This window comes from Rhodoglobus galactosidasius, assembly GCF_054957775.1.
In genome coordinates this window covers 122815-146670 of sequence record NZ_JBQIAV010000008.1, presented here as the reverse complement: position 1 = coordinate 146670, position 23856 = coordinate 122815, and the positions used below count along the sequence as shown (strand labels likewise).

The window sequence follows — 23856 nt, the reverse complement described above, 5'->3', positions numbered from 1 at the left end:
GGATGTCGCTACGGCTACACGTCGACGGCCGTGACGCTTGTAGAGATCGAAATCTCGCCCTCCAATGTGCGATGCACAGGGCACTTGTCTGCGATCACGAGGAGCGCGTCACGTTGTTCCTGACTGAGCTCTCCATCGAAGGTAAGCTCACGGGTAATGTGCTCAACCATGCCCTCGGTTGAGGTGCAGTGGTCGCACTCCGCGGCCGCGATGCGCTCGCGGGTCAACCGCACGCTCACCCCAGTCAATGGCATCTTCTTGCGGTCGGCGTACATCCGCATGGTGATCGAGGTGCAGCTGCCGAGCCCAGCGAGAATGAAATCATACGGGCCGGGCCCATGGTTTTCACTGAACGGGGCAGGCTCGTCAGAGATGAATTCATGCCCAGACGCGAATACTCGCTGCTCGTAACGCGCAGGACCGCTCTCGCTAACAATCACCGAGCTTCCGTCTTGAGTGACGGTGGCATTCGGGCTCACGGCCGGTACTGGGCTCGCTGCGGCAGGCGCAGTGGTGGTGGCAGCGGCAGCGGTGGCAGGTGCGGCAGCGGCAATCGCTGCGCTGGCTGGCGCAGTAGCGGCCGTGGTGCTACCGGAGGCCGCGGTGGTCGCGGACAGTGACGCTGTGCTGCCAAAGGCGTAGCGCGCAGCCCACGCCCCAATAATGCTTGCCGCAAACGCAGCGTCGTCGCGATTGCTGAGCAGGTGATCCGCTCCGTCGAGCGCAATAAATGATTTGGGATGTCTGGCAGCTTCGAAAAGCTCACGCGCATTGTCGATGCCGACCGTCTGATCGACAGGGGAATGAACGACGAGAAGTGCGGCATCCAGATCGCGCAGTCGAGCGGACTGCGGTTGGGCGGCAATATCGTCGAGCAGTTGTTTGCGAATCCGGAACTCGCGCCCGCCGAGCTGTACGTTCGCTTCGCCCGCGCTCTCGATCTCAGCACTGGCATCGGCAAACAGGTTCGTGATGTGGGAGGGGTCGCTCGGGCTGCCGATGGTCACGAGTGCTCGCGCAGAAGGAACCTGGTGGGCCGCAGCAAGAATGGCAGCACCGCCAAGGGAATGTCCGATGAGCAGTGAGGGTGCGCGGTAGTTGTCGCGCAAGTACTCTGTCGCAGCGACGACGTCTTCGATGTTCGACGTGAAATTTGTGTTCGCGAAGTCGCCATCCGATCCACCGAGCCCGGTGAAGTCAAAACGAAGCACGGCGATTCCATAATCGACTAGTGCTTTGGAGATGCGGGATGCGGCGAACGAGTCCTTCGAGCACGTGAAGCAATGGGCGAATAGCGCGAAAGCAGCGGGCGTGCCCTCTGGCAGTTCTAGTCGTGCCGCCAACATGTTGTTGTCTGATCCAGGAAATTCGATCTTCATTGTCGATACCACCTTGTATTCGAAGCACGTCCAGCGTTTCTCATCCGGATAATGGATGCAACACATTTGCCGGTACAGATTGTTCCCTCTAACGAGCTGAGCGGCTGTCGCACACCTAAATCTTCGGCAGCCGTTTAGCGAAAAATCTCTACTTGGCTACCCCTGCGAGTGAACCAGTGGTCTGCTCTCCGCCATCGTGATACGCAATGCACAGAATTTCGCGATCGCCGTCGGCCCAACTTGTCTCAGTGGGGTAGTACCAGGAGTAGTTGTACATTGAATCGCCCAAATCGGCGCCAATGAACGACTCAAATTCGGCTTTGCAATCGGTGTTGGCCTGGGTGGTGATCGCCTCATCACTGGGAAAGTCACCATCCGGAAGGTACGACGCGGCGTAGATTTCGCTTCCGTGAGGCTCGGCGCAGTCGATTACCTTGGTCTCGGAGACCTCGCCCTCGGCCGGGTTTCCAGCTTCACAATCACCAATCTTAAGGCTGAAGACGTCTTGAGTGGTGCCGGGGCCCGGGTCTACGGTATCCGAAATTTCGTTGGTCACTTGATTGAGGATGCCGCAACCGCTGAGGGCTACCGTTGCGGTTGCCACCGTTGCGATCGCAAGCGCCCGGCGCCAGATCTTTTCCGTCGTCATGGAAGGGGAGTCTCCTTAGTGAGAGCGCAAAAAATTGAGCACTTCATCATGAATTATTCCGTTGGTCGCCAGCGCGTTGCCGTGCCACGGCCCTAGCTCACCAGTCATTGACGTGAACTGCCCACCAGCTTCGAGCACAATCGGGATCAGCGCAGCCATGTCATAGGGTTTCAGGTCGAACTCTCCGACCACATCTAAAGCGCCTTCGGCAAGCAACATGTAGGCCCACATGTCACCGATCGCACGCGAACGCCACGTTGCGCGGGTGAGCGCGACCACCGCATCGAGGCGACCGGCGTCATCCCACCCGGTCAAACTGTTGTAACTGATGGATGCCGCCTCTAGCGAAGCAACCTTGCTAACGGAAAGCTGTTCGGGTTCGCCGCCGTGTGCCTGAGCGAACGCGCCATGACCGATCGCCGCCCACCAGCGCTTGCCGAGCGCCGGCGAACTGACCACGCCAACCTGCGGGACTCCGTCAATGACGAGCGAGATTAGGGTGCCCCAGATTGGCACACCGCGCAAAAAGTTGGAAGTGCCGTCGATGGGGTCGATGATCCACTGGCGGTTCGAGTCGCCAGCCTCGCCATACTCTTCACCCAGAATCGAATCTCCCGGGCGCGCAGCAGCAATACCGGCACGGATGCCGCGCTCGACAGCCTTGTCTGCATCGGTTACCGGCGTGCGGTCGGGCTTAGTGGTGACCTCAAGATCGAGCGCCGTGAAGCGATCAAGCGAGATGAGGTCAGCATCGCCAGCAAGCGCGAGAGCAAGAGAAAGATCGTCAGCGAGAGTATATTCAGTCACACCTACACGCTAGTGGAACCCAGTGTCGTGATGAGTCGCTGGAACGAATCCAATCGCAGCCGACCAACATCACCGAGTGCCCCAGCCGCGACCGCTTCGGAGATTGCGCAGTCCGGAGCATCCGGAAGGTGCGTGCAGCCGCGCGGACATTCCTCAGCGAGCACCGCCAAGTCAGTAAACGAGGACAAGATCTTGCTCGGATCGATGTGGCCCAAACCGAACGACCGAACTCCGGGCGTATCGACAACCCAGCCAGAACCAACGCGGTACGAGATCGTTGACGACGACGTGTGTCTGCCTCGACCGGTCACAGCATTGACGTGGCCAACCGCGCGATTCGCATCCGGAACCAACGCATTCACCAGTGTCGACTTTCCGACGCCCGAGTGTCCTACCGCCACGGTGGTGTGACCCTTCAAGAGCTCGCGAAGCTCGTCGAGTGGAACCTCATCTGACCGGCTGGCGATCACCCGAAACTCGAGTCCAGCGAAATTTTCCAAGAACTCAGCCGGATCTTGCAGATCAGTTTTAGTGATGCACAGGATGGGAGTAATTCCGGCATCGTATGCGGCTACCAAATAGCGGTCGACAAGTCGCGGTCGCGGCTCCGGATCGGCGGCGGCAACGACAATGAGCATCTGGTCTGCGTTGGCCACAATGATGCGTTCTACGGCATCCGTGTCATCTGCGCTGCGCCGGAGAAGGGTCATGCGCTCGCGGATGCGAACGATGCGCGCGAGGGTTCCCTCTGTTCCGCTTGTGTCACCAACGAGGTCAACCCAGTCGCCGGTAACGACCGATACTTTGCCCTGCTGGTTGCGCCCGAGTTCGCGGGCACGCGCGGCGATGATCTGGCGTTCGTCAGCGGTTCCCTCATCGACCCAAATTCCGTATCGCCCGCGGTCGACGCTGAACACGCGCCCTTCGATGGCATCTGCATGCTCGGGGCGAATCTTGCTTCGTGGCTTGTTGGCTTTGGGGTTTGGGCGCATGCGCACCGAACTCTCGTCGTATTCGCTGTATTTGCGGTCGTCGTCATCGTCGTCGCCGGTGAGCCAACTCATAGTTACAGCAACCCGAGAGTGTCGGTGGTGAGTGGGGCGTCGCCCACAAGCGTCGCCCAGAGTGCGGGAAACTGGGGCAGCGTCTTGGCTGTCGCGTCGATGCCTTCGATCTCCACACCCTCAACGGCGAGGCCAATGATTGCGCCGGCGGTCGACATGCGGTGGTCTTCGTAGCTGTGCCACACGCCGCCGTGGAGTGTACGCGGTTCAATGTGTAAGCCGTCGTCGAGCTCGGTTATCGCTCCACCGAGTGCATTGATTTCGGCGCTGAGCGCGGCGAGGCGATCAGTTTCGTGTCCGCGCAAGTGCCCAATTCCGGTGATGGTGCTGGGCGATGAGGCCAGCGCGGCCAACGCAACGATTGCCGGTGCGAGTTCGCCGCCCGTGCTCAGGTCGATTTCGACTCCGGGGTAGCTGTCGCCGCCGATGACACCTGCGCCGCCGTCGATGGTGAGTGCACCGTCGGCACGTGTACTCGTTGCGCCGAACAGGGGCAGAAGTTGTTCGAGGTCTGCGCCCACCTGAGTCGTGGATGCTGGCCAGCCCTCAATCGTGACCGTTCCACCAGCGACAACGGCCGCAGCGAGGAACGGAGCAGCGTTCGAGAGGTCGGGTTCAAGTTCGACATCGATTGCGCGAATCGGACCAGCAGGCACGACCCACACGCCAGGCTCAGGGCTTTCGACGATGACTCCACGCGCAGCCAAGCACGCAATCGTCATCTCGATGTGGGGCATGCTCGGCAGCTTCTCACCGGTGTGACGCAACGTGAGGCCGTTATCGAAGCGGGCGGCAGTCAACAGCAGCCCAGAAACAAACTGACTTGACGCTGACGCATCGATGCTGATCTCTCCACCAGCCACCGAACCCATGCCATAGAGGCTGAAGGGGAGTGTTCCCCGACCATCGGCGGAAACATCCACACCAAGTGCACGTAGCGAATCAATAGTGGTGCGCATCGGGCGACGGCGAGCCGCCTCATCTCCATCGAAGGCGACTGGGCCAAGCGCAAGAGCAGCAACCGGAGGCAAGAAACGCATAACAGTTCCGGCGAGGCCACAATCGATCGAGCTTCCGCCCTCAAGCTCACCCGGAGTGATGGCAAGGTCAGGACCAAAGACGTTACCGGTCGCGACTTCTGCGATTCCCACGCCGAGAGCGCGTAACGCTTCAATCATGAGCGCGCTGTCGCGTGAGTGCAGCGGCGAATGCAGAACGGAAGGGCCATCCGCCAGAGCAGCCAATACCAACTCACGGTTAGTGAGGCTCTTGCTGCCGGGAAGGCTCAGCGATGCGGACAGGGCGTGAGTGACCGTCGGTGCGGGCCAATTGCCGGGCACCGTAGTCTCTGGCACCGAGTCGTCGTCGTAGGGGCTGAACTCTGGGTTGGAATACTTGGATACGAACATTAGTTACTAAGAGTATCGACGTTTTACACACCACGGAGGAGGCGCCAGCATGACTGCATTACTGAGCACTCAGCCGGATGCCGTGATTAGCGAACTAGAATTGTCGCTGATGACTACCGACAAAGTTGAGCACAGCGCCACCGACACCGCCGCCGCGGACAAACGACGGCAGTTTGAAGAGCAAGCGCTGCCGTACATGGACCAACTTTTTGGTGCCGCCATGCGCATGACCCGCAACCCCAGCGATGCTGCCGACCTCGTGCAAGAAACGTTTGTCAAAGCGTTTCAGGCATTCGGACAGTTTCAGCAGGGCACGAACCTGAAGGCCTGGTTGTACCGCATCCAGACGAACACGTTCATTAACATCTACCGCAAGAACCAGCGCAGTCCGTATCAAGGAACAATCGACGAACTCGAAGATTGGCAGCTGGGCGGCGCAGAGTCGATAACCCAGTCAGTCTCGACGCGTTCGGCCGAAGCTGAAGCAATCGATCACCTGCCCGACAGCGCAGTGAAAGACGCACTTCAGTCGATCCCCGAAGATTTTCGGCTCGCAGTGTATTTCGCCGACGTCGAGGGCTTCTCGTATCAAGAGATCGCCGACATCATGAAGACCCCTGTAGGAACCGTAATGAGTCGACTGCACCGTGGCCGTCGCATGCTACGTGAACTACTGGCCGACTATGCGCGTGACCGCACCCCTGGCACGTCCGCATCATCAAGGAGCAAGAAATGACCGACTGCGGTTGCGAAAAAGCAAAAGCCGAACTCGAGGAGTACCTCGACCGCGAACTCAACGAAGCAGACTTTAAGGATGTTTCCGATCACCTCGACAACTGCGAGTCATGCACGAGTGAACACCTCGTTGCGCTCGCGCTCAAGCTCAAGGTCAAGCAGGCCTGTTGCGAGACAGCACCAGACGAACTGCGCAACGCGATCCTGTCGAAGCTGGCAGACGCCTAAAGACTTGTTGCGCAGAGCGCCAACAACCTTGTGACGCAGGGCGCCGATAAAAGTGTGACGCAGAGCGCCAACGCGAAAGCGGGCATCCTCCGAAGAGGATGCCCGCTTTCGTCGTTAACGCGGTTGCACGAGCCTAGGGCTGCGTAATCGCGTGGTCGATCAGTTCTGCCTGCTCAAGCGCGCTGCGCTTCGACGAACCGGTCGCAGGCGATGCGGATGGCGGACGCGATGCGAGTTTGATCTCACGCGCATCCATGTGGCGTTGCAGTTCCAGACTGATGAACGGCCACGCACCCTGGTTCTCGGGCTCGTCTTGAGTCCACACGATGTCGGCATTCGGGTACTTCGCGAGTATCTCGTTCATGTCAGTGACGGGCAGCGGGTAGAACTGCTCCATGCGTACTACCGCGATGTGAGTGATCTCGCGCTTGTCGAGCTCGGCAACGATGTCGTAGTACGTCTTGCCCGACGTGACAATCACGCGAGTGACGCCAGACTTGTCTTCGAGGCGAACGTCATCGAGCACTGGCTCGAAACGACCACTCGTGAAGTCGGCAACATCACTCGTTGCGCCACGCAAGCGAAGCATCGCCTTAGGCGTGAACACGATGAGTGGTCGACGCGGACGCGAGTATGCCTGACGACGCAACAAGTGGAAGTACGAGGCAGGAGTCGACGGCCGAGCAACGATCATGTTGTTTTCGGCACACATCTGCAGGTAGCGCTCGATGCGCGCCGACGAGTGATCGGGGCCTTGACCTTCATAACCGTGCGGAAGCAGCATGACAACGCTTGAACGCTGCGCCCACTTCTGTTCGGCGCTGGAGATGAACTCGTCAATCACGATCTGAGCGCCGTTGGCGAAATCGCCGAACTGGGCTTCCCACATAACCAGAGCATCGGCGCGCTCTACCGAGTAGCCGTACTCGAAGCCCAGGGCTGCGTACTCGCTGAGCAGCGAGTCATAGATCCAGAAGCGCGACTGGGTCTCTGAGAGGTTCTGCAACGGCAGCCACTCTTGACCGTTTTCGCGGTCGTGCAGTACAGCGTGACGCTGCACGAAGGTGCCGCGGCGAGCATCCTGCCCTGCCATACGCACCGGAGTGCCTTCGAGCAGCACCGAACCAATAGCCAACAACTCGGCAAATGCCCAATCGATGGCACCCTTACGGCTCATGTCAACGCGCTTGCGCAGCAGTGCCTGCAACTTGGTATGCACCGTGAAATTGGCGGGCGGGTTGCTGTGCGCATCACCGATGAGGTGAACGATGCTTTCGTCGATTCCCGTCGTGATGGGTTCACCGACAGCATCGTCGCGCTGCGAATCTGGGCGCTCAAGATCGGAGATTCCGTTGCCATCCTGCGTGAGGATCGGCATCGAACCTGTCTGTGCTGCATGCGTTTCAGCGAATGCGCGCTCCAAACGGTCTTGGAAGTCTTGGTGGCTGGCTTCGTACTCTTCCTGAGTGATGTCACCACGACCGACGAGACCTTCGGTGTAGAGGGTACGAACGGAACGCTTGGCCTCGATCAGGTTGTACATCAGTGGTTGCGTCATCGAAGGGTCATCGCCCTCGTTGTGACCACGGCGGCGGTAGCAAATCAGGTCGATGACAACATCTCGGTGGAACTTCTGGCGGTACGCAAAGGCGAGCTCAGAAACCCGAACCACAGCCTCGGGGTCATCACCGTTGACGTGGAAGATCGGAGCCTGAACCGTCTTAGCGACATCGCTGGAGTACTGCGACGTGCGAGCCTCACCGGGAGGGGTCGTAAACCCAACCTGGTTATTGATGTTGACGTGGATGGTTCCGCCGGTGCGGTACGCGCGCAGTTGCGACATCTGCAAGATTTCAACCACGATGCCCTGGCCAGCCATTGCGGCATCACCGTGAACCATCACAGGAAGAACTGCATAGGAACCAATCGGGCGGCGATCCTGCTTGGCACGAACGATACCCTCAAGAACGCCATCGACAGCCTCAAGGTGCGACGGGTTTGCCGCAAGGTAGACAGGAATCTGTCGACCATCGGCGGCAGTGAAGCTGCCCTCGGTGCCGAGGTGGTACTTCACATCACCCGAACCCTGAACGGTGCGCGGGTCTTGAGTTCCTTCGAACTCGCGGAATATCTGACCGTAAGTCTTGCCGGCGATATTCGTGAGCACACTGAGGCGACCGCGGTGCGCCATGCCGATCGCGACCTCTTCGAGGTTAGCTTCGGCGGCTTTCTGGATGACGGCATCCAGAAGAGCGATCGTTGACTCTCCACCCTCAAGGCTGAAGCGCTTCTGGCCGACGTACTTGGTCTGCAGGAACGTCTCGAATGCCTCAGCCTCGTTGAGCTTGCCGAGGATGCGCATCTGCTCGTCGTGGCCGGGCTTCGTGTACGGCTTCTCGACGTGATCCTGAATCCAACGACGCTGTGCAGGGTCTTGAATGTGCATGTACTCGATGCCGACAGTGCGGCAGTAGGCGTCGCGCAGCATCCCAAGGATCTCGCGCAGCAATGCCTGGCGCTTGCCGCCGAAGCCGCCCGTGACGAATTCGCGGTCAAGATCCCAGAAGGTGAGTCCGTGGCTCGAGATATCGAGGTCGGGGTGCGAACGCTGACGGTACTCGAGCGGGTCGGTGTCGGCCATGAGATGACCGCGAACCCGGAAGGAGTTGATGAGCTCTTGAACGCGGGACGTCTTGTTGACGTTGTCTGCAAGGTCGACGCTGATGTCGTTGGCCCAGTGAATCGGGTCATACGGGATGCGAAGGGCCGCGAAAATGTCTTCGTAGAAGTGGCTTTCGCCGATGAGACGCTCGTGGATCTTCTTGAGGAACTCACCCGAACCTGCACCCTGGATGACGCGGTGGTCATAGGTGCTCGTGAGGGTAATCGTCTTGCCAATGCCCAGCTCGGTGAGGGTGCGAAGGCTTGCGCCCTGGAACTCGGCCGGATATTCGAGCGCGCCAGCGCCGACGATCGTTCCCGAACCACGCATGAGGCGAGGGACCGAGTGCTCGGTGCCGATGCCGCCGGGGTTGGTCAGTGAAATAGTGTTGCCCATGTAGTCAGCGCCGGTGAGTTTGTTGGCCCGAGCACGCGAAACCACGTCTTCGTAGGCAACAAGGAACTCACCAAAGCCCATGGTTTCGGCCTGCTTGATGCCGGGAACCACGAGAGCGCGCGTGCCATCCGGCTTGGGCATATCGATGGCGATACCCAAGTTAATGTGCGCGGGAGTAACTACCGAAGGCTTGCCCTCTGGCTCGTCGTAGTAGACGTTCTGGCTGGGGAACTCTTTGAGAGTCTGGATGATCGCCCACGCGATGAGGTGCGTGAACGACACCTTGCCGCCACGAGCACGCTTGAGGTGGTTGTTGACGACAATGCGGTTGTCGATCATGAGCTTGGCAGGAATGGTGCGAACGCTTGTTGCGGTCGGAACCGTGAGGCTCGAGTCCATGTTCGCTGCGAGACTCTTCGCTGCGCCGCGAAGCGGGGCAACAATGTTCTCAGCCTGGGGCTTCGGTGCGGCAGGCGCCTGAGTCGTGTCAATTGGCGCGGTGGCGGGAGCTTCTGCCGGGATCGGCTGCGGCTTGGGCTCGACCGACGTGGTGCGTGCGACCGGCTGGCTTCCCGTGCTCGGGTTGGGTTCGTCGACGAACGGCTTCTCTGCAGGCTTCTCGACTGCAGGTGACTGTTCGGACGCCTTAGGCTCTGCGGTCTTCTGCTCGGCCGGGGCTTGCGGCTCCGACGGCTGTGCGGCAGGCGTCTTTGCTTGCACGGCGTCTGAAGTGTCGGGGGTGGCGACAGGAGTTGTTTCTGTCGGTGTGGGGTCTACCGCGGGGTGGTAGTTCTCGAGGAACGTCCACCACGCTTCATCCACAAGATTCTTGTCTTCGAGGTACTTTTCGTACATCTCGTCGACCAACCATTCGTTGGCCCCGAATTCGCCCGAGGAGTCACCTTCTGGTGCGATTCCGGTTACTTGGCCTGACACGTCAAACCGCCTACTTTCAGTTCTGGTGTGTGAAAAAGTGACGTGCATTCCGCACGCCGGACATCGCGTTCAATCTTAATCGCTTTGTTGTGTGTCTGCTGGCCGTCAGGCGCATGGATCACGCTTTTTTGACACTTTTATCAAGAAAGTTCCTATTCGGCGGCGATTACGCTGGGGTTATGGATTTTTACGAGACGTCACCGCGGCATGACCTGACCTACTCAGATGTGTTTCTGGTTCCCAGCCACTCGTCGGTCGGGAGCCGGATGGCGGTTTCGCTTGCCCCCAGAGACGGAACGACCGCAACTATTCCGCTCGTGGCATCCAACATGAACTCTGTCACGGGACCACGCCTTGCGGCTAGCCTTGCACGCCGCGGTGGCCTCGGCGTTCTGCCGCAGGACCTCAACCGCGAAGATATGGATGCCGCAATCGCCTGGGTGCGCTCACAACCGGTCGATCTTGATTCGGCTGTCTATCTCAGACCTCGTGATTCGGTCGAGCAGGCGTTGCTGCAGGTTCCACCGCTCGCCGGTCACGGAGTGGTGCTGATGGAGAATGGCGCGCTCGCGGGAGTAATTGACGCCGAACGTTTGGGCGAGGCAATGCCGGGGGCAGCCCTCGGTGATCTCGCGCGGCGCGACACCCACGCTGTCGACCGCTCGGAGTTCGGTACGGCCCGCGAACTATTCGACCTTCTCATCGAGCGTGGAATCGACTTTGCTCCCGTGACTGACGGCGATGCTGTGGTCGGCGCAACAAGCGTCAAGAGCGCCCTGCGGTCGACCCTCTACACGCCAGCCCTCGATAGCGAGGGAAAGCTTGCCGTTGCTGCGGCGCTCGGAATCAATGGCGACGTTGCATCCCGTGCGCGTGCACTCGTTGCGGCGGGCGCGAGCACACTCGTGCTCGATACTGCTCACGGGCATCAAGATGGCATGGTCAGGGCGGTGGAGAAGGTGGTGGCGCTCGATCTTGGCGTCGCTATTGCTGCCGGAAACGTTGTCACCGCGGCGGCTGTGCGCGATCTCGTCAAGGCAGGAGCAACCATCATCAAGGTCGGTGTTGGCCCCGGCGCGATGTGCACGACCCGCATGATGACCGCTGTGGGGCGCCCCCAGTTCTCGGCAGTACTTGAGACGGCGGCAACCGCGCGCGAACTTGGAGCCCACGTGTGGGCTGATGGGGGAGTGCGCTACCCGCGAGACGTTGCGTTGGCGCTCGCGGCGGGTGCGGCATCCGTCATGGTCGGCTCCTGGTTTGCTGGCACGATCGAAGCCCCTGGTGAACTTCGTCACGACGATGCTGGTGCGCTGTACAAGACCAGCTGGGGAATGGCATCTACCAAGGCCGTACGCGCCCGTTTTGGTGGGCTTGATCCCTATGAGCTGGCCCGCAAGGAGCTGTTTGCTGAAGGAATTTCTGGCTCAAAGATTTACCTAGATCCAGCCCGGCCGTCGCTTGACGATCTGGTCGACATGATTACTTCGGGTGTTCGCAGCTCGTTTACCTATGCGGGGGCGTCAAATCTCAGCGAGTTCCATGACCGGGCGCTCGTGGGAATCCAGTCGGCAGCAGGGTATGAAGAGGGCAAAGCATTGCCCGTGAGTTGGTAACGCAGCAGCGGTTGCGCAGGAATTTGGCCTATACTCAAGCCCATAATGGACGACCCTCCCTCTAGTTGTCGCCGGGGCCGAAATCCCGCGCGATCATCACCTGTCTCTCGCCCTTTCTCTCTCGCTCCCGCACCGGGGGTGACCTTTTATGAATGAGTGGCTGCTCCTTGCCGCTGGCCTCGTTCTCACCGTAGGCACCGGACTGTTTGTTGCCTCCGAGTTTGCGCTTGTTAATCTCGATCGCTCCGAGCTAGAAGCTCGTCAAGAGCGTGGAGAGAAACGACTCGGCCCCGTAATTTCTGCGCTGAAGCACACCTCGACGCACCTCTCGAGCGCACAACTCGGCATCACGCTGACGACGCTACTTGCTGGCTACACGCTCGAACCGGCGTTCAGCACCTGGCTTTCCGTTCCCTTGGGCGCGGTGTTGCCAGAAGCGGCTGTGACCGTCATCGCCTCCATCTTGGCTATCACTTTTGCCACGCTGCTTTCCATGATTATTGGCGAGCTCGTTCCCAAGAACTTCGCGCTCGCGCTACCTAAGGCCACGGCAAAAGCTGTCGTTCCGTTCCAGGTTGTTTTCACAGCAGTATTCCGCCCCGCGGTCACTCTCTTGAACAACACAGCGAATGGGATTCTTCGCAGCATTGGCATCGAGCCGAAAGAGGAGCTCTCGGGTGCCCGCACAGCAGAGGAGCTCACGTCTCTTGTGCGCCGATCGGCAAGCCAGGGAAGCCTCGACAACGACACCGCCACTCTGTTGGCGCGCACCCTCGCGTTTGCGGACCACACTGCGCAAGACGTCATGACTCCGCGGCCGCGCGTCGACAGCATCGATCGCACCGACAGCGCTCAAGACGTTATTGATCTTGCCAAGCGCACCGGTTTCTCGCGCTTTCCTGTGATTGACGACAGCATTGATGACGTCGTCGGTTTCGTCCATGTCAAGCAGGCTGTCGCTGTGCCTCATAAGAAGCGCGCGGACGTTCCCGTCTCTGCTCTGCAGACTGAAGCTCTTTTGGTACCTGAAACCATGCGGTTGGATGCACTGCTCGCCGAATTGCGTGGCCGTGGCTACCAGATGGCGGTCGTCGTTGACGAATACGGCGGCACCGCGGGCGTCGCGACGTTAGAAGACTTGGTCGAAGAGCTCGTGGGCGAAGTGTCTGACGAGCACGACCGTTCGAAGGCAGACGTTGTGCGCTCGCGCGACTGGTTTACTTTCCCCGCTATCTTGCGACCCGATGAGCTTTTGGAGCGCACCGGTGTTGAGGTGCCAGAAGAGGGCCCATACGAAACTGTTGCCGGCTGGTTGATGAGTGAGCTCGGTCGCGTTCCGCGCACCGGCGACACGATCACTGCTGTGGGTGGAGTGTTCCGTATCGAACGATTGGAAGGTCGACGAATCGACCGCGTGAGGTTTACGCCCGATCCGATTGTCAACGCTAGCGACGCTGAGGTGGTGAGCTAATGGACGTCTGGGGCATTGTCTGGCTATTCGTGCTGTTGCTCGTCAACGCCTTCTTCGTTGGGGCAGAGTTTGCTGTCATTTCTGCGCGCCGATCACAGATCGAGCCGCGTGCCGAAGCTGGCTCTCGTTCAGCTAAAACGGCGCTGTGGGCAATGGAGCATGCCACGCTGATGTTGGCGGCCTGCCAGCTGGGAATCACGATCGCGTCTCTGCTGATCCTGAATGTGTCAGAACCGGCTATTCACCATCTGCTGGAGATTCCTCTCGCGCTAACCGGCCTGAGTGAAGAACTCATCGGCACCATCGCATTCATCCTGGCTTTGATGATCGTGTCGTTTTTGCACGTGGTGCTTGGTGAGATGGTGCCGAAGAACCTGTCGTTCTCGGTACCAGACCGTGCGGTGCTGTTGCTGGCCCCACCGCTCGTGTTTATCGCAACGGTGTTCCGCCCGATCATTGTCACGCTCAATGCGGCAGCCAACGGCATTCTTCGACTGTTCGGTGTGACGCCGAAGAGCGAGGCGAACAGCGTGTTTACGCTTGACGAAGTTGCCACGATTGTTGCGCAGTCCACTCGCGAGGGTGTTCTCGCTGACGCGAGTGGAACTCTCACCGGTGCATTCGAGTTCACATCGAAGAAGGTTCGGGATGTCGCCATCCCGATGTCTGGTCTGGTGACGCTGCCTGAGGATGCCGCCCCTGCCGATCTCGAGAAGGCGGTCGCTCAGCGCGGGTTCTCGCGTTACATCCTGCTGAATGATGCGGGCGAACCAACGGGCTACCTGCACTTGAAAGACGTGATCGATCTCGATGAGAGCGAATTCAGCGAGCCTGTTCCGCCCAAGCGGATTCGTCAGTTGATCTCGATGTATCAAGAGACTGACCTTGAAGACGCACTGGCGACGATGCGTCGTTCAGGCGTGCACGTTGCGCGCAGCTTCGATGCCACCGGTCAAACCACAGGTGTGCTGTTCCTTGAGGACATCATCGAAGTGCTCGTTGGCGAGGTGCAAGACGCTACCCGGCGTCGCTAGCACGCAGTCAACTATTGTTTACGACCATGGGAAGCAATGCGATGTGGAATACCGAGGATGCGGCCCGTCACATCGCAGCGCCCAAGCACAGCGACGATAAGTACAGCCGCGGAGTGTTGGGCGTGATCACCGGCTCAGCGCAGTATCCCGGTGCGGCAGTTTTGGGCGTCGAAGCGGCACTGCGCACTGGCGTTGGCATGGTTCGATACGTAGGGCCGGAGCGCGCACAAGCCCTCATCTTGCAGCGACGGCCCGAAGCGGTGATGTCTGCCGGGCGAGTTCAAGCCTGGCTCATCGGTTCAGGAATGGATTTTGCGAATCGCGAAGAAGCGGCCGAAGAGCGGATCATGCAAGCGCTCAAGCACAGCGTGCCGTTTGTGCTCGACGGTGGGGCGCTCGATGTCGCGAGACGTGTATCTGGGCCAGCGGTCATCACTCCGCACTATCGCGAGCTGGGGCGGCTGTTCGATGAGCCAGTCGAGAATATCGCTGCAGACCCCGAGAAGTGGGCGAAAGAGGCAGCGCAGCGACTCGGCATCACCGTGCTCCTCAAGGGGCACACTACTCACGTGAGCGACGGAGTCACGACGGTGGCGGTCGAGGCGGCCCCAGCGTGGCTGGCAACCGCTGGTGCCGGAGACGCGCTCGGCGGCATCCTTGGTTCCCTCGTGGCGACGCACAGCAACGAAGTGCTCGCAGACCCCAGCCTGCTCGTGGGGCTCGCAGCAACGGCATCCTACGTTCACGGCAGGGCTGCGTATCGAGCCAGCGCTGGCGGACCGCTCACCATTCTTGATTTGTGTGTACACGTGCCCGCAGTCATTGCTGAACTTGTCGGCAGCGACGCACCCGTCGCTGACCCGGCGTGACGACCACACGGGCGGTCGGCGCGCTTTCGCTGGGGCTAACGTTCGTTGCCGTGCATCTCCTGCTCGGCCTGCTAAATCTCCTCGCACCCGGGTTGCCGCTTGGCGATGTCACCATCGTGTACGCGCGGTGGGCTGAACAGGCCTACGCCTCAGGCATTGTTGTCGGCGTCGATATGCCCTGGGTGTATCCGCTGTTGGCGATCATGCCGATACTGGCATCCGTGACCTTCGGCCTCGAGCACATCGCAGCGGCGTGGCTTTCTATCGTGATGCTGGTGAACGTTCTTGCTCTGGGCTTCCTCACTCGGTGGGGGCGTTCACGTTCGGGAGTGGTCGCCGGATGGTGGTGGGTCGCCTTCCTGCTCGCGCTTGGCCCCATCGCTCTGGCCAGGGTCGACGCGATCACCGCCGCAGTCGCGATCATCGGCGTGACACTACTGCGTTCACATCCGCGGATTGCGGGAATCGTATTGGCCTGTGCGACCTGGATCAAAGTGTGGCCAGCAGCGCTCGTGCTTGCGGCCCTCATTGCTGTGCGCGATCGCTGGAAGATTGCGGTGGCTGCAGCAGCTACGAGTGCGACAGTCGTGGTGTTTGCTCTGCTGGCGGGGGCTGGATGGAACGTGTTCAGTTTCATAACGCAGCAGACGGGACGCGGCATCCAGATCGAATCGCCCATTGCCGGAATTTGGCTGTGGCAGATCATCGCTGGTGTACCCAACACCTTCATTTATTACGACAACACCATCCTGACCTTTCAGGTCGCTGGTGCGGGGGTAGAGATCGCGGCTGCTGTAGTTACTCCGTTGCTCGCTCTAGTCGTCGCGGCAATTGCACTACTTGGTGCGCGCGCGGTACGGGCTGGAGGTGTGGCATCGAGCGTTTTGCCAATGCTGAGCCTTGCGCTCGTCTCGGCTCTGATCGTCGTCAATAAGGTGGGCTCGCCCCAGTTCATCTCCTGGCTCGCGGTGCCGATCGTGCTCGGGTTGCTCGCCCGCAGCGTTCAAGGAGCGCCAAGTTTTCACGTGCCAGCGGTGCTCACCCTCGTGATTGCGGCCCTCACTCACGCCGTTTATCCGTACCTTTATCACCTGCTTTTGGCCTCGAATCCCGCCATGATCACCCTATTGAGCGTCAGAAATTTGTTGCTTATCGTCTTGTTAGGGTGGGCGATTATGGGGCTGGCCAAGCTCACTTCGGCAGCACTTACTTCACCCCCGGTTATCCCAACAGCAAAGGAGTCAGCATGATCGTCGCATTCTCAGTAGCACCCAGTGGTGGACCCGACGGAACAGACTCGGTGCACAACGCCGTTGCTGCAGCCGTGAAGGTCGTGCGCGACTCAGGACTGCCCAATCAGACAGACTCGATGTTCACCACGATCGAGGGCGACTGGGATGAAGTATTCGCCGTCGTGAAAGCTGCGACCGAGGCTGTCGGTGCGTTCGGGTCGCGTGTTTCGCTCGTACTGAAGGCCGACATCCGCCCCGGTCACACTGGAGAAATGTCTGGCAAAGTTGAACGCCTCGAAGAAGCGATCATTCGCTCAGAGAGCTAGCGGTGCAGCCTAGCGGTGCAGCCTAAAGGTGGTGCATCGTTTCGGTTTCGATGAGGATGCCATCTTCTAGGGCACGCTTGCGCAGTGCCACCTTGGTTCCCACATCGAAGCCCGCGACGCGGTACTTCTCACGAATGCGCTTGAGATAGCTCTTGGCGGTCTCTTCAGAGATGCTGAGCTGGTACGCGACTGACTTGACCGGTTCGCCTCCGCCATAGAGTGCCATCACGCGACGTTCTTGCGCGCTGAGTTTGGGGGCTCCGCCGACCTCGTCAGCGTTGAGCGCGAGGTCGAGTTCGGCTGAAACGAATGATTCGCCCTGAGATGCGGCACGAATTGCTTCGACGATCATGTCGGCATCTTCACTCTTGACGAGATAGCCGAGTGCGCCAGCGGCGAGAGCTTCACGAACCACGTTGGGTTCGGAATAGGTGCTCATGAGCACGACGCGCACGTTCATCGACTTGAGCGTATTGATCTTGAGCGACACCGGGATGTTGTCTTTGAGGTCGAGGTCAAGCAAGACAACGTCTACAGGGAACTCTGGATGGATCGTGAGCTCGGGCCACGTGGGCACGGCCACGACCATGTCGATGTCTTCGGCAGCTTTTCGGATCCACTCGGTGAGAGCACCGAGCAACATTCGGTGATCGTCAACGATTGCGAGCCGGATGCGCTTTGTTGGTTCAGTCACAATGAATTCCTCTGGTCGATCATATTATCTTACGAATTTATTGGTCGGCGGGGTTATCGACAAGGCATTCAATGTCGAGCCTCACACTGGAATTTTCTGTGGAGTCGGTGTAGCTGCCGACTTTGGCTATGGCTTCCCACGTAGATGCGTCGATCCGATTGCGGGTCACTCCGATGGAGGTGATCGCGATTCCGATAGCCACTTTGTCTTCGAAGCCGGGGGCCACAACGGTTGTCGATGGCGCAATAGTGATGTGAACTGAGCTCTTGGCACCACGTTTGGTTGTGTCTGTCACAAAGAGCCACGCGGTGGAGAGTAGTCCGTCGCGCTGCACGGGATCGAGCAGCCCCGCGAGGCTGCCCTTATCGGTCAGTCTCACTGACTTGCCGAGCAGATCTGATTCGGTGATCGCGTGGTACAGCCAAGTCTCGCGTCGCCCCTCGATAAGGTGCAGGCGCAGCTCGGTTGCCAGCGATGCCGCTGTTGAGGCAATTTTGGGCGTGAGCGGAAGCTTGGTCGATCCGTTTGCTACCGAGTCGAGCAGCTTCTCCGCGGCCAAGTCGAGGCGTGCAAGCTCTTCGGATGCCATCATTCCTACCGCAAAACGGGGTGCGGTGAGTGTGCTCTGCACGAGTACGCGATCGAGTTCAACCTGCACAAGCCGACGGAAGTTTCTGATGAGTGTCAGCCCGATCACGGTCGGAAGCACAGCGAAAGAAACCGCAGTGATCTGTGGTGCGAGGTTTTCTGTCGTCAGCGGAACATTCACGACCACAGCGGCGACCAGCGCCGCACCGATCACCGAAACAGCGATGATGATGTCTGAGCTGGGGCGAACCGTGAGCACAAGCAGTATCGTCATGCCCGCGGCGATTGCGGATGTGGCATACCCGCCGATGTCGTGAAGCGGCCAGATGGCAGAGAAGTCGAGTGCCACCACGGAGGCGAGGCCGATAAGGAAGAGCGCGAACATCCAATGGGGAAGCTGGCCGCTCACGAGCTGGACCGTTGTGATGGTCCCGACGATCATGATGATCAGGATGATCCATGCCGCTGCAGCGGGAACCGGGTTGGGATACTGATTCCACTGGACAACGAGCCAGGCGAGCCCGTAGATTGCCCACAGGCTCACGAGTACGGCAGCACCAACGCCCACGAAACCTGTTCCGAGACTGGTGAGTCGCGGGGTGTCGTGGATGGCACGGCGACCGACTGCCGTGCTTTTAGCGTGACGCCGTTTGCCGCGAATAATGACGCCGAGAGTGTTCTCTTCTGGGGGAGCGTAGGTCATCGCGGAACCTCCAAGATAACTGTCGTGCCCGAGCCCGGCGTGGAGAACAGTCGAGCCTGGCCGCCCACTTCTTTGAGCCGAGCAACAACCGACTCCTTGAATCCCAGGCTGGCAGAGTCAACGTCGTCGAGTACAAAACCGACGCCGGAATCTGTGATCATTGCGCGCACGGTCGAATCGTCTTCGGTGATTGTGACGTGTGCATCGGTGACACCCGAATGCCGGCGAACATTCTCTAGACATTCAGCGAGAGCTAACAGGAATGCATCGAGCACATCGCTCGGCAGTAGAACCTGACCAGTGCCATGCCAGGTCACTTCGAGCCCCATACGACCGAAGCGCTGCTTAACCGACTCTAGGGTCGTTCCGAGCACCGTCTCGCTCACGGGAGTGCTGAGGTTGTAGCCTCCGGATGCTTGCGGGATGGGAGTCGCACCGAGTCGAAGCTGACGCAGTAGTCGCGCATCATCACCCGCTTGCTGACGCATGGCATCCGCGGACACCCCCAAACCTGAATGTGCGAGCAGGGTGAGCGTTGCCAAGACGGTGTCGTGCAGCAGGCGAGCACCTTGGCGGCGCTGAGCTTCCGTTTCGCTCGCTTGACGCTCGGCGCGGTGGGCGCGGCCGATACTGGCGATGCGGCGAACTGCCTGAGGCACGCCCGAACTGATCCAGAATCCGATAAGTGCCGCGAGGATCCAACCGAACGTCAGTTGTGCAAGCGTGGGGATGGGTTTCTGGAATTGCTCAAGAGCTAAGACTGTTGTGCCCGCCACAGCTACGAAACTTGCCAGAAGCACGAGTCGTCGCGTGAGGGTGGTCGTGAGAACAATGCCGAGAGAGGCGAGCGACGCCGCGCCGAGTTGAGCTGCGGCGTAGAGACCTGATTGACCAGGGCCGCCCGGGGTTCCCGCGATCAGAAAGATTGCGAAAATTCCGGCAAGGAATGCGGGAACGACCCAGCCGAGCGAGCGGCTGTTGCCAACCTGAAACTGCATCACCGCAATGAATAGATACAGCGGGAGGCACAGGAGAAGTGTCATCGTTTGGACAGCGCCGGGAAGGCTCAAGCAAATGACCGAAACGGTCAGAAAGCTCAGGCTCGCTACCCGCGCGGTGCGCTGCAGTAGGCGATCCCGTTCTTTAGCGATGAGGTCCATTTGTCGCAATGTTTGCACATGTCTACCCTCAGTCGGGGGTGACGCACCGCCTTTTGGTATGAGGAATCGGCATTTACCTGCCTACACGCTCATTAGGCGGCAATTCTCAGTGGCCCTAGAGGTTGAGAAGTCGCTCGAGTTGGGCGCCCACAAGCCGTGACTCGATCAAGAATCCGTCGTGCCCAAAAGGCGAATGGATGACGTGCGGCAGTGTGCCGTCAATGTTGCCGGGGAGGTGTTCGGCAATGATCTCTTGGCCCGAGACGGGGAAAAGCCGATCGCTATCGATGCCGAGCACGAGTGCTGGCATCGTTGCTCGACTCAGGACCTGCTCCATTGTTCCTCGACCGCGGGCGACATCGTGCGAGCTCATTGCTTCCGCAAGAGTGATGTAACTGTTGGCGTCGAAGCGCCGCGCAAACTTGTTTCCGTGAAAATCGAGGTAGCTCTCCACTGCGTAACGACCCCCGCGACCCCACGGGCTCACGTCGCTCTGCCAGGTGCGCTCAAAACGCTCATTCAACTCATCTGAAGAACGATAGTTGAGGAGTGCGAGACGTCGCGCGAGTGCGAGTCCACGGTGCGGGCCATCTCCGTCGGCAGCGTCGTAATACGCGCCATCCGCAAATGCGGGATCAGTGCGGAGCGACTCCACCTGCACAGAGTTGTGCGCGATCTGGTCTGCCGTCGACACCGGTGGTGCGGCAAGAATCGCGACCTTGGCTACCCGATCAGTGTGCCCGACAGCCCATTCAAGCGCGTGCATACCGCCCATGGAACCGCCGATCACGGCCGCCCAACGATCAATGCCGAGCGCATCGCTCAGCGCGACCTGAGCGGCGACCTGGTCGCGAATGGTGACGAAGGGGAAGCGGGCACCAAACTCGGCTCCATCGGGGGCGTGAGATGCTGGGCCCGTGCTGCCCTGACAGCCACCCAAGATGTTGGGCGAGACGATGAACCAGCGGTTGGTGTCGATTGCTTTGCCCGGACCAACTAGGTCGTTCCACCATCCGGCGGTCGAATGCCCGTCGCCAGGATTTCCGACGATGTGACTGTCGCCGGTGAGGGCGTGCGCAACAAGGATGGCGTTGGATGCGTCGGCGTTGAGCGTGCCGTGCGTCTCGTAGGCGATGCGGGCAGAAGCAAGCTTTCCGCTGAACTCCAACGAGAGATTGGTGATGGTGGTGAAGAGGCGTTGGCCGGCAGGATCGCCCTCGCGCCACGCACCCGTTGCCGGAGGCTTGCCGAGGAGCGAACGCACGTTTGCGTCGGTAATAAATGCCGAAGGAACAGTGTCTTCGGGTGTCTGCCAGTCCATGTCCTGTTAAGTATCGCGAACGAACCTGTGCGGCACGAAATTGTTACGCGAACTAGGCGCGAGCGCGAACCTCTGCGGTCTTTGCGCGTGCCGCATCAAAACCGGCCTGCAGGTCAGCCTTGATGTCCTCGATGTTCTCGAGGCCCACTGAGAGACGCACAAGTCCTGGCGTGACTCCGGCAGTCAACTGCTGCTCGGGGGAGAGCTGCGAGTGCGTGGTCGACGCCGGGTGAATGATGAGGCTGCGTACGTCACCGATGTTGGCAACGTGGCTGAACAGCGAGACACCGTTCACGAACGAACGACCCGCTTCGACGCCGCCCTTGAGTTCGAAGGAAAGAACTCCACCGACACCCTTGGGTGCGTACTTGTTGGCGTTGGCATACCAGGGGCTCGTGGGGAGACCGGCGTAGTACACGACGTCAACGTCCTCGTGGTTGTCGAGCCACTCGGCAACGTCTTGGGCATTCTGAACGTGACGTTCAATGCGCAGGCTGAGCGTCTCAATGCCCTGAATGAGCGAGAACGCGCTGTCAGGGGAAATGGATGCGCCGAGGTCGCGAAGCAACTGAACGCGGGCCTTGATGATGTACGCAATTGAGTCGCCGAGCACCGTCGTGTAACTTGCTCCGTGGTATGAGGGGTCGGGCTCAGTGAGGCCAGGAAACTTCTCAACGTTCTTCGACCACTCAAACTTGCCGCCATCGACGATGACTCCGCCGAGTACCGTGCCGTGCCCTCCCAAGAACTTGGTGGCCGAGTGAACAACGATGTCGGCGCCGTGCTCGAATGGACGGATCAGGTACGGAGTTGCGATCGTGTTGTCGACGATTAGCGGAACACCGTTGGTGTGGGCAACCTCGGCAACGAGTTCGATGTCAAGCACGTTGATGCGCGGGTTACCGATGGTCTCGGCAAACAGAAGCTTGGTGTTTGGACGTACCGCTGCAGCCCACTCGGCGGCGTCATCCTGGTTCTCCACGAACGTGGTTTCGATGCCGAGCTTGGCGAGGGTGTACTTGAAGAGGTTGTAGGTTCCGCCATAGACCGACGATGATGAGACGATGTGGTCGCCAGCCTGAGCAATGTTGAGAACCGCGAACGTGGTTGCCGACTGGCCGGAAGCGAGCAACAGTGCTGCGGTTCCGCCTTCGAGAGCGGCTACGCGCTGCTCGACGACATCCTGTGTTGGGTTCTGGATGCGGGTGTAGATGTTGCCGAACTCGGCCAGTGCGAAGAGGTTTTTGGCGTGATCTGCATCGTTGAACACGTAAGCCGTGGTCTTGTAGATCGGGGTTGCCCGCGAGTTAGTGGTGGGGTCAGGCTGCGCACCCGAGTGGATCTGCTTGGTTTCGAAGTTCCAGTCGCTCACGGCGGCCTCCTAGGTCGGTTGGTGGATCAGGGTATCCGCCACACTGTGAGCCTAAGCAGGGCCCGCTGGCCGGTCAATCAGTCCTGAAATATGTCGTAACTCATGGTTTCGTTGAGGCTTTGGCATCTTCGTCGGGTAATGGCGCAAAAAACCACTGAGGTTTCGGCTCAATGATGTAGTGGAAGATCTTCTTCACGATCGGGGTGGACAGCACCAGCGCCACACCGATTGATGCGAGCACGAGGCTGAGAAGCCACATCGCGGAGGTGCGTTCATCCTGCAGAAGTCCGCTCTCGCGCAGGGGATAGAGGACAAAGCTGTGGAGAAGGTAGACGTACATGGTGGCCTGGCCGGCATCCGTGATCCAAGTGTGGCGGCGTGGCACGAGTGAGAAGAAGGCGGCACTCAGGATTACTGCGAGCACGATGAGCCCCAGACGCACGCCACCGGCCCACCACTGGCTTTCGCCGAGGCCTTGATAAGAGTCGTCGTAGAAGAACCAGAAGCGCAGATCGATGGTTCGCCACAGTTCGATGTTGCCCAGGATGATGGCGAGCCAGCCGGCAAAAACGGTGACGGCGAGCCCGCGATAGAGCCACACGGAACGTGTGACAGTCTGCCAGCGCTCGATAATTCCCCACTCGTGGAGTTTCCAGCCAAGCACAAAGAAGGGAAGAATTCCGATCGCACGGGACAGCGAGAACGTGCTGTTGATGTTGTCGAAATAGCCGACCCCGACCGAACCAATCACGGCCCACAGGAGGGGCCAGCGAAGCAGAGCGAGGTACGGGAGAATCAGCCGGAAGATTCCGAGGGCGAGCAGGAACCAGAGTGTCCAACTCGGTTTCGACGGATTGAGGTCAGTCTCGCCTTCGGCAAAGAACTTCACGAGAGCCCAAATGGCTTCCATGATGAAATACGGCAACAGGATGTCGGTGAGCACTCGGCGCATCTGCTTGGCTGATGGTGGCCCCGGCTTGGAAAAATAGCCGCTAATGATCGCGAACGCGGGCATGTGGAAAGCGTAAATGAAGAGGTATAGCGCTAGCGCGTTGTTGGAGTCGTAGGTTAGTCGCTGGATGCCGTGGCCGATCACTACGAGTGTGACGGCAAGAAAGCGGGCGTTATCCCAGTGCGGCATGCGCACCTGGGGAATGCGAGCAGCCCGAGGGGCGCTGGGCGAGACTCCGGTCATTCGTCGAAGT

At 59.7% G+C, this 23856-nt stretch carries 20 protein-coding genes; 8 read left to right on the top strand and 12 right to left on the bottom strand.

All coding sequences use genetic code 11. The features are described 5' to 3' along the window. Positions 1-14 precede the first annotated feature (14 nt). The 5 genes from ACTJJW_RS11670 to aroA form a co-directional block, all read right to left on the bottom strand. Complete coding sequence (locus ACTJJW_RS11670; protein ID WP_462644846.1) at positions 15-1379, bottom strand: bifunctional alpha/beta hydrolase/OsmC family protein; 1365 nt, start codon at positions 1377-1379, stop codon at positions 15-17. Between the two features lie 148 nt (positions 1380-1527). After that, positions 1528-2028, bottom strand: a complete 501-nt coding sequence (locus ACTJJW_RS11665) for a septum formation family protein (RefSeq protein WP_462644844.1) — start codon at positions 2026-2028, stop codon at positions 1528-1530. Between the two features lie 15 nt (positions 2029-2043). Beyond that, positions 2044-2835 (bottom strand): inositol monophosphatase family protein, encoded by a 792-nt coding sequence (locus ACTJJW_RS11660; protein WP_462644842.1) that lies wholly within the window; start codon positions 2833-2835, stop codon positions 2044-2046. Positions 2836-2837: 2 nt separating this feature from the next. Beyond that, positions 2838-3899, bottom strand: coding sequence for a ribosome small subunit-dependent GTPase A (rsgA, locus tag ACTJJW_RS11655; protein ID WP_462644840.1), 1062 nt, complete (start codon positions 3897-3899; stop codon positions 2838-2840). A 2-nt stretch (positions 3900-3901) separates the two neighbouring features. Continuing rightward, entirely contained in the window at positions 3902-5308 is a 1407-nt protein-coding gene (gene aroA, locus ACTJJW_RS11650) for a 3-phosphoshikimate 1-carboxyvinyltransferase (RefSeq protein ID WP_462644838.1), read from the bottom strand. A 49-nt stretch (positions 5309-5357) separates the two neighbouring features. On the opposite strand from aroA, the gene ACTJJW_RS11645 reads away from it, so the two are divergent. Further along, complete coding sequence (locus ACTJJW_RS11645) at positions 5358-6044, top strand: sigma-70 family RNA polymerase sigma factor (RefSeq protein ID WP_462644837.1); 687 nt, start codon at positions 5358-5360, stop codon at positions 6042-6044. Beyond that, the gene (locus tag ACTJJW_RS11640; protein ID WP_462644835.1) at positions 6041-6271 is read left to right on the top strand and encodes a zf-HC2 domain-containing protein; all 231 of its coding nucleotides are present in this window, start codon (positions 6041-6043) and stop codon (positions 6269-6271) included. Before ACTJJW_RS11645 ends, ACTJJW_RS11640 begins: the two co-directional genes overlap by 4 nt. Before the next feature lie 133 nt (positions 6272-6404). Here the strand turns inward: ACTJJW_RS11640 and ACTJJW_RS11635 are convergent, their stop codons facing one another. Beyond that, positions 6405-10265 (bottom strand): multifunctional oxoglutarate decarboxylase/oxoglutarate dehydrogenase thiamine pyrophosphate-binding subunit/dihydrolipoyllysine-residue succinyltransferase subunit, encoded by a 3861-nt coding sequence (locus ACTJJW_RS11635; protein ID WP_462644833.1) that lies wholly within the window; start codon positions 10263-10265, stop codon positions 6405-6407. A gap of 179 nt (positions 10266-10444) precedes the next feature. Between ACTJJW_RS11635 and guaB1 the strand changes: the two genes are divergently transcribed. From guaB1 to ACTJJW_RS11605, 6 genes are all read left to right on the top strand, one after another. Then, positions 10445-11881, top strand: coding sequence for a GMP reductase (gene guaB1 / locus ACTJJW_RS11630; RefSeq protein WP_462644831.1), 1437 nt, complete (start codon positions 10445-10447; stop codon positions 11879-11881). A 148-nt stretch (positions 11882-12029) separates the two neighbouring features. After that, positions 12030-13352: a hemolysin family protein gene (locus tag ACTJJW_RS11625; RefSeq protein ID WP_462644829.1), complete on the top strand. Its 1323-nt coding sequence runs from the start codon at positions 12030-12032 to the stop codon at positions 13350-13352. Next, complete coding sequence (locus ACTJJW_RS11620; protein ID WP_462644827.1) at positions 13352-14386, top strand: hemolysin family protein; 1035 nt, start codon at positions 13352-13354, stop codon at positions 14384-14386. The genes ACTJJW_RS11625 and ACTJJW_RS11620 overlap by 1 nt, the downstream gene beginning before the upstream one ends. Positions 14387-14412: 26 nt before the next feature. Then, on the top strand, positions 14413-15255 hold the full coding sequence (locus ACTJJW_RS11615) for an ADP-dependent NAD(P)H-hydrate dehydratase (protein ID WP_462644825.1): 843 nt from the start codon (positions 14413-14415) through the stop codon (positions 15253-15255). Continuing rightward, complete coding sequence (locus ACTJJW_RS11610) at positions 15252-16505, top strand: glycosyltransferase 87 family protein (protein ID WP_462644823.1); 1254 nt, start codon at positions 15252-15254, stop codon at positions 16503-16505. The genes ACTJJW_RS11615 and ACTJJW_RS11610 overlap by 4 nt, the downstream gene beginning before the upstream one ends. After that, positions 16502-16813 (top strand): thiamine-binding protein, encoded by a 312-nt coding sequence (locus tag ACTJJW_RS11605; RefSeq protein ID WP_009771766.1) that lies wholly within the window; start codon positions 16502-16504, stop codon positions 16811-16813. The genes ACTJJW_RS11610 and ACTJJW_RS11605 overlap by 4 nt, the downstream gene beginning before the upstream one ends. 22 nt (positions 16814-16835) lie before the next feature. Here ACTJJW_RS11605 and ACTJJW_RS11600 read toward each other — a convergent pair whose 3' ends face one another. From ACTJJW_RS11600 to ACTJJW_RS11575, 6 genes are all read right to left on the bottom strand, one after another. Next, on the bottom strand, positions 16836-17507 hold the full coding sequence (locus ACTJJW_RS11600; protein WP_462644821.1) for a response regulator: 672 nt from the start codon (positions 17505-17507) through the stop codon (positions 16836-16838). A gap of 37 nt (positions 17508-17544) precedes the next feature. Next, the gene (locus ACTJJW_RS11595) at positions 17545-18798 is read right to left on the bottom strand and encodes a hypothetical protein (protein ID WP_462644819.1); all 1254 of its coding nucleotides are present in this window, start codon (positions 18796-18798) and stop codon (positions 17545-17547) included. Next, a complete protein-coding gene (locus ACTJJW_RS11590) occupies positions 18795-19958 on the bottom strand; it encodes a sensor histidine kinase (RefSeq protein WP_462644817.1) in 1164 nt (387 codons plus the stop codon). The genes ACTJJW_RS11595 and ACTJJW_RS11590 overlap by 4 nt, the downstream gene beginning before the upstream one ends. 115 nt (positions 19959-20073) lie before the next feature. Then, the gene (metX, locus tag ACTJJW_RS11585) at positions 20074-21279 is read right to left on the bottom strand and encodes a homoserine O-acetyltransferase MetX (protein WP_462644815.1); all 1206 of its coding nucleotides are present in this window, start codon (positions 21277-21279) and stop codon (positions 20074-20076) included. Positions 21280-21331: 52 nt separating this feature from the next. After that, on the bottom strand, positions 21332-22651 hold the full coding sequence (locus ACTJJW_RS11580; RefSeq protein ID WP_462644813.1) for a bifunctional o-acetylhomoserine/o-acetylserine sulfhydrylase: 1320 nt from the start codon (positions 22649-22651) through the stop codon (positions 21332-21334). A 100-nt stretch (positions 22652-22751) separates the two neighbouring features. Then, complete coding sequence (locus ACTJJW_RS11575) at positions 22752-23846, bottom strand: acyltransferase family protein (RefSeq protein WP_462644811.1); 1095 nt, start codon at positions 23844-23846, stop codon at positions 22752-22754. Positions 23847-23856 lie beyond the last annotated feature (10 nt).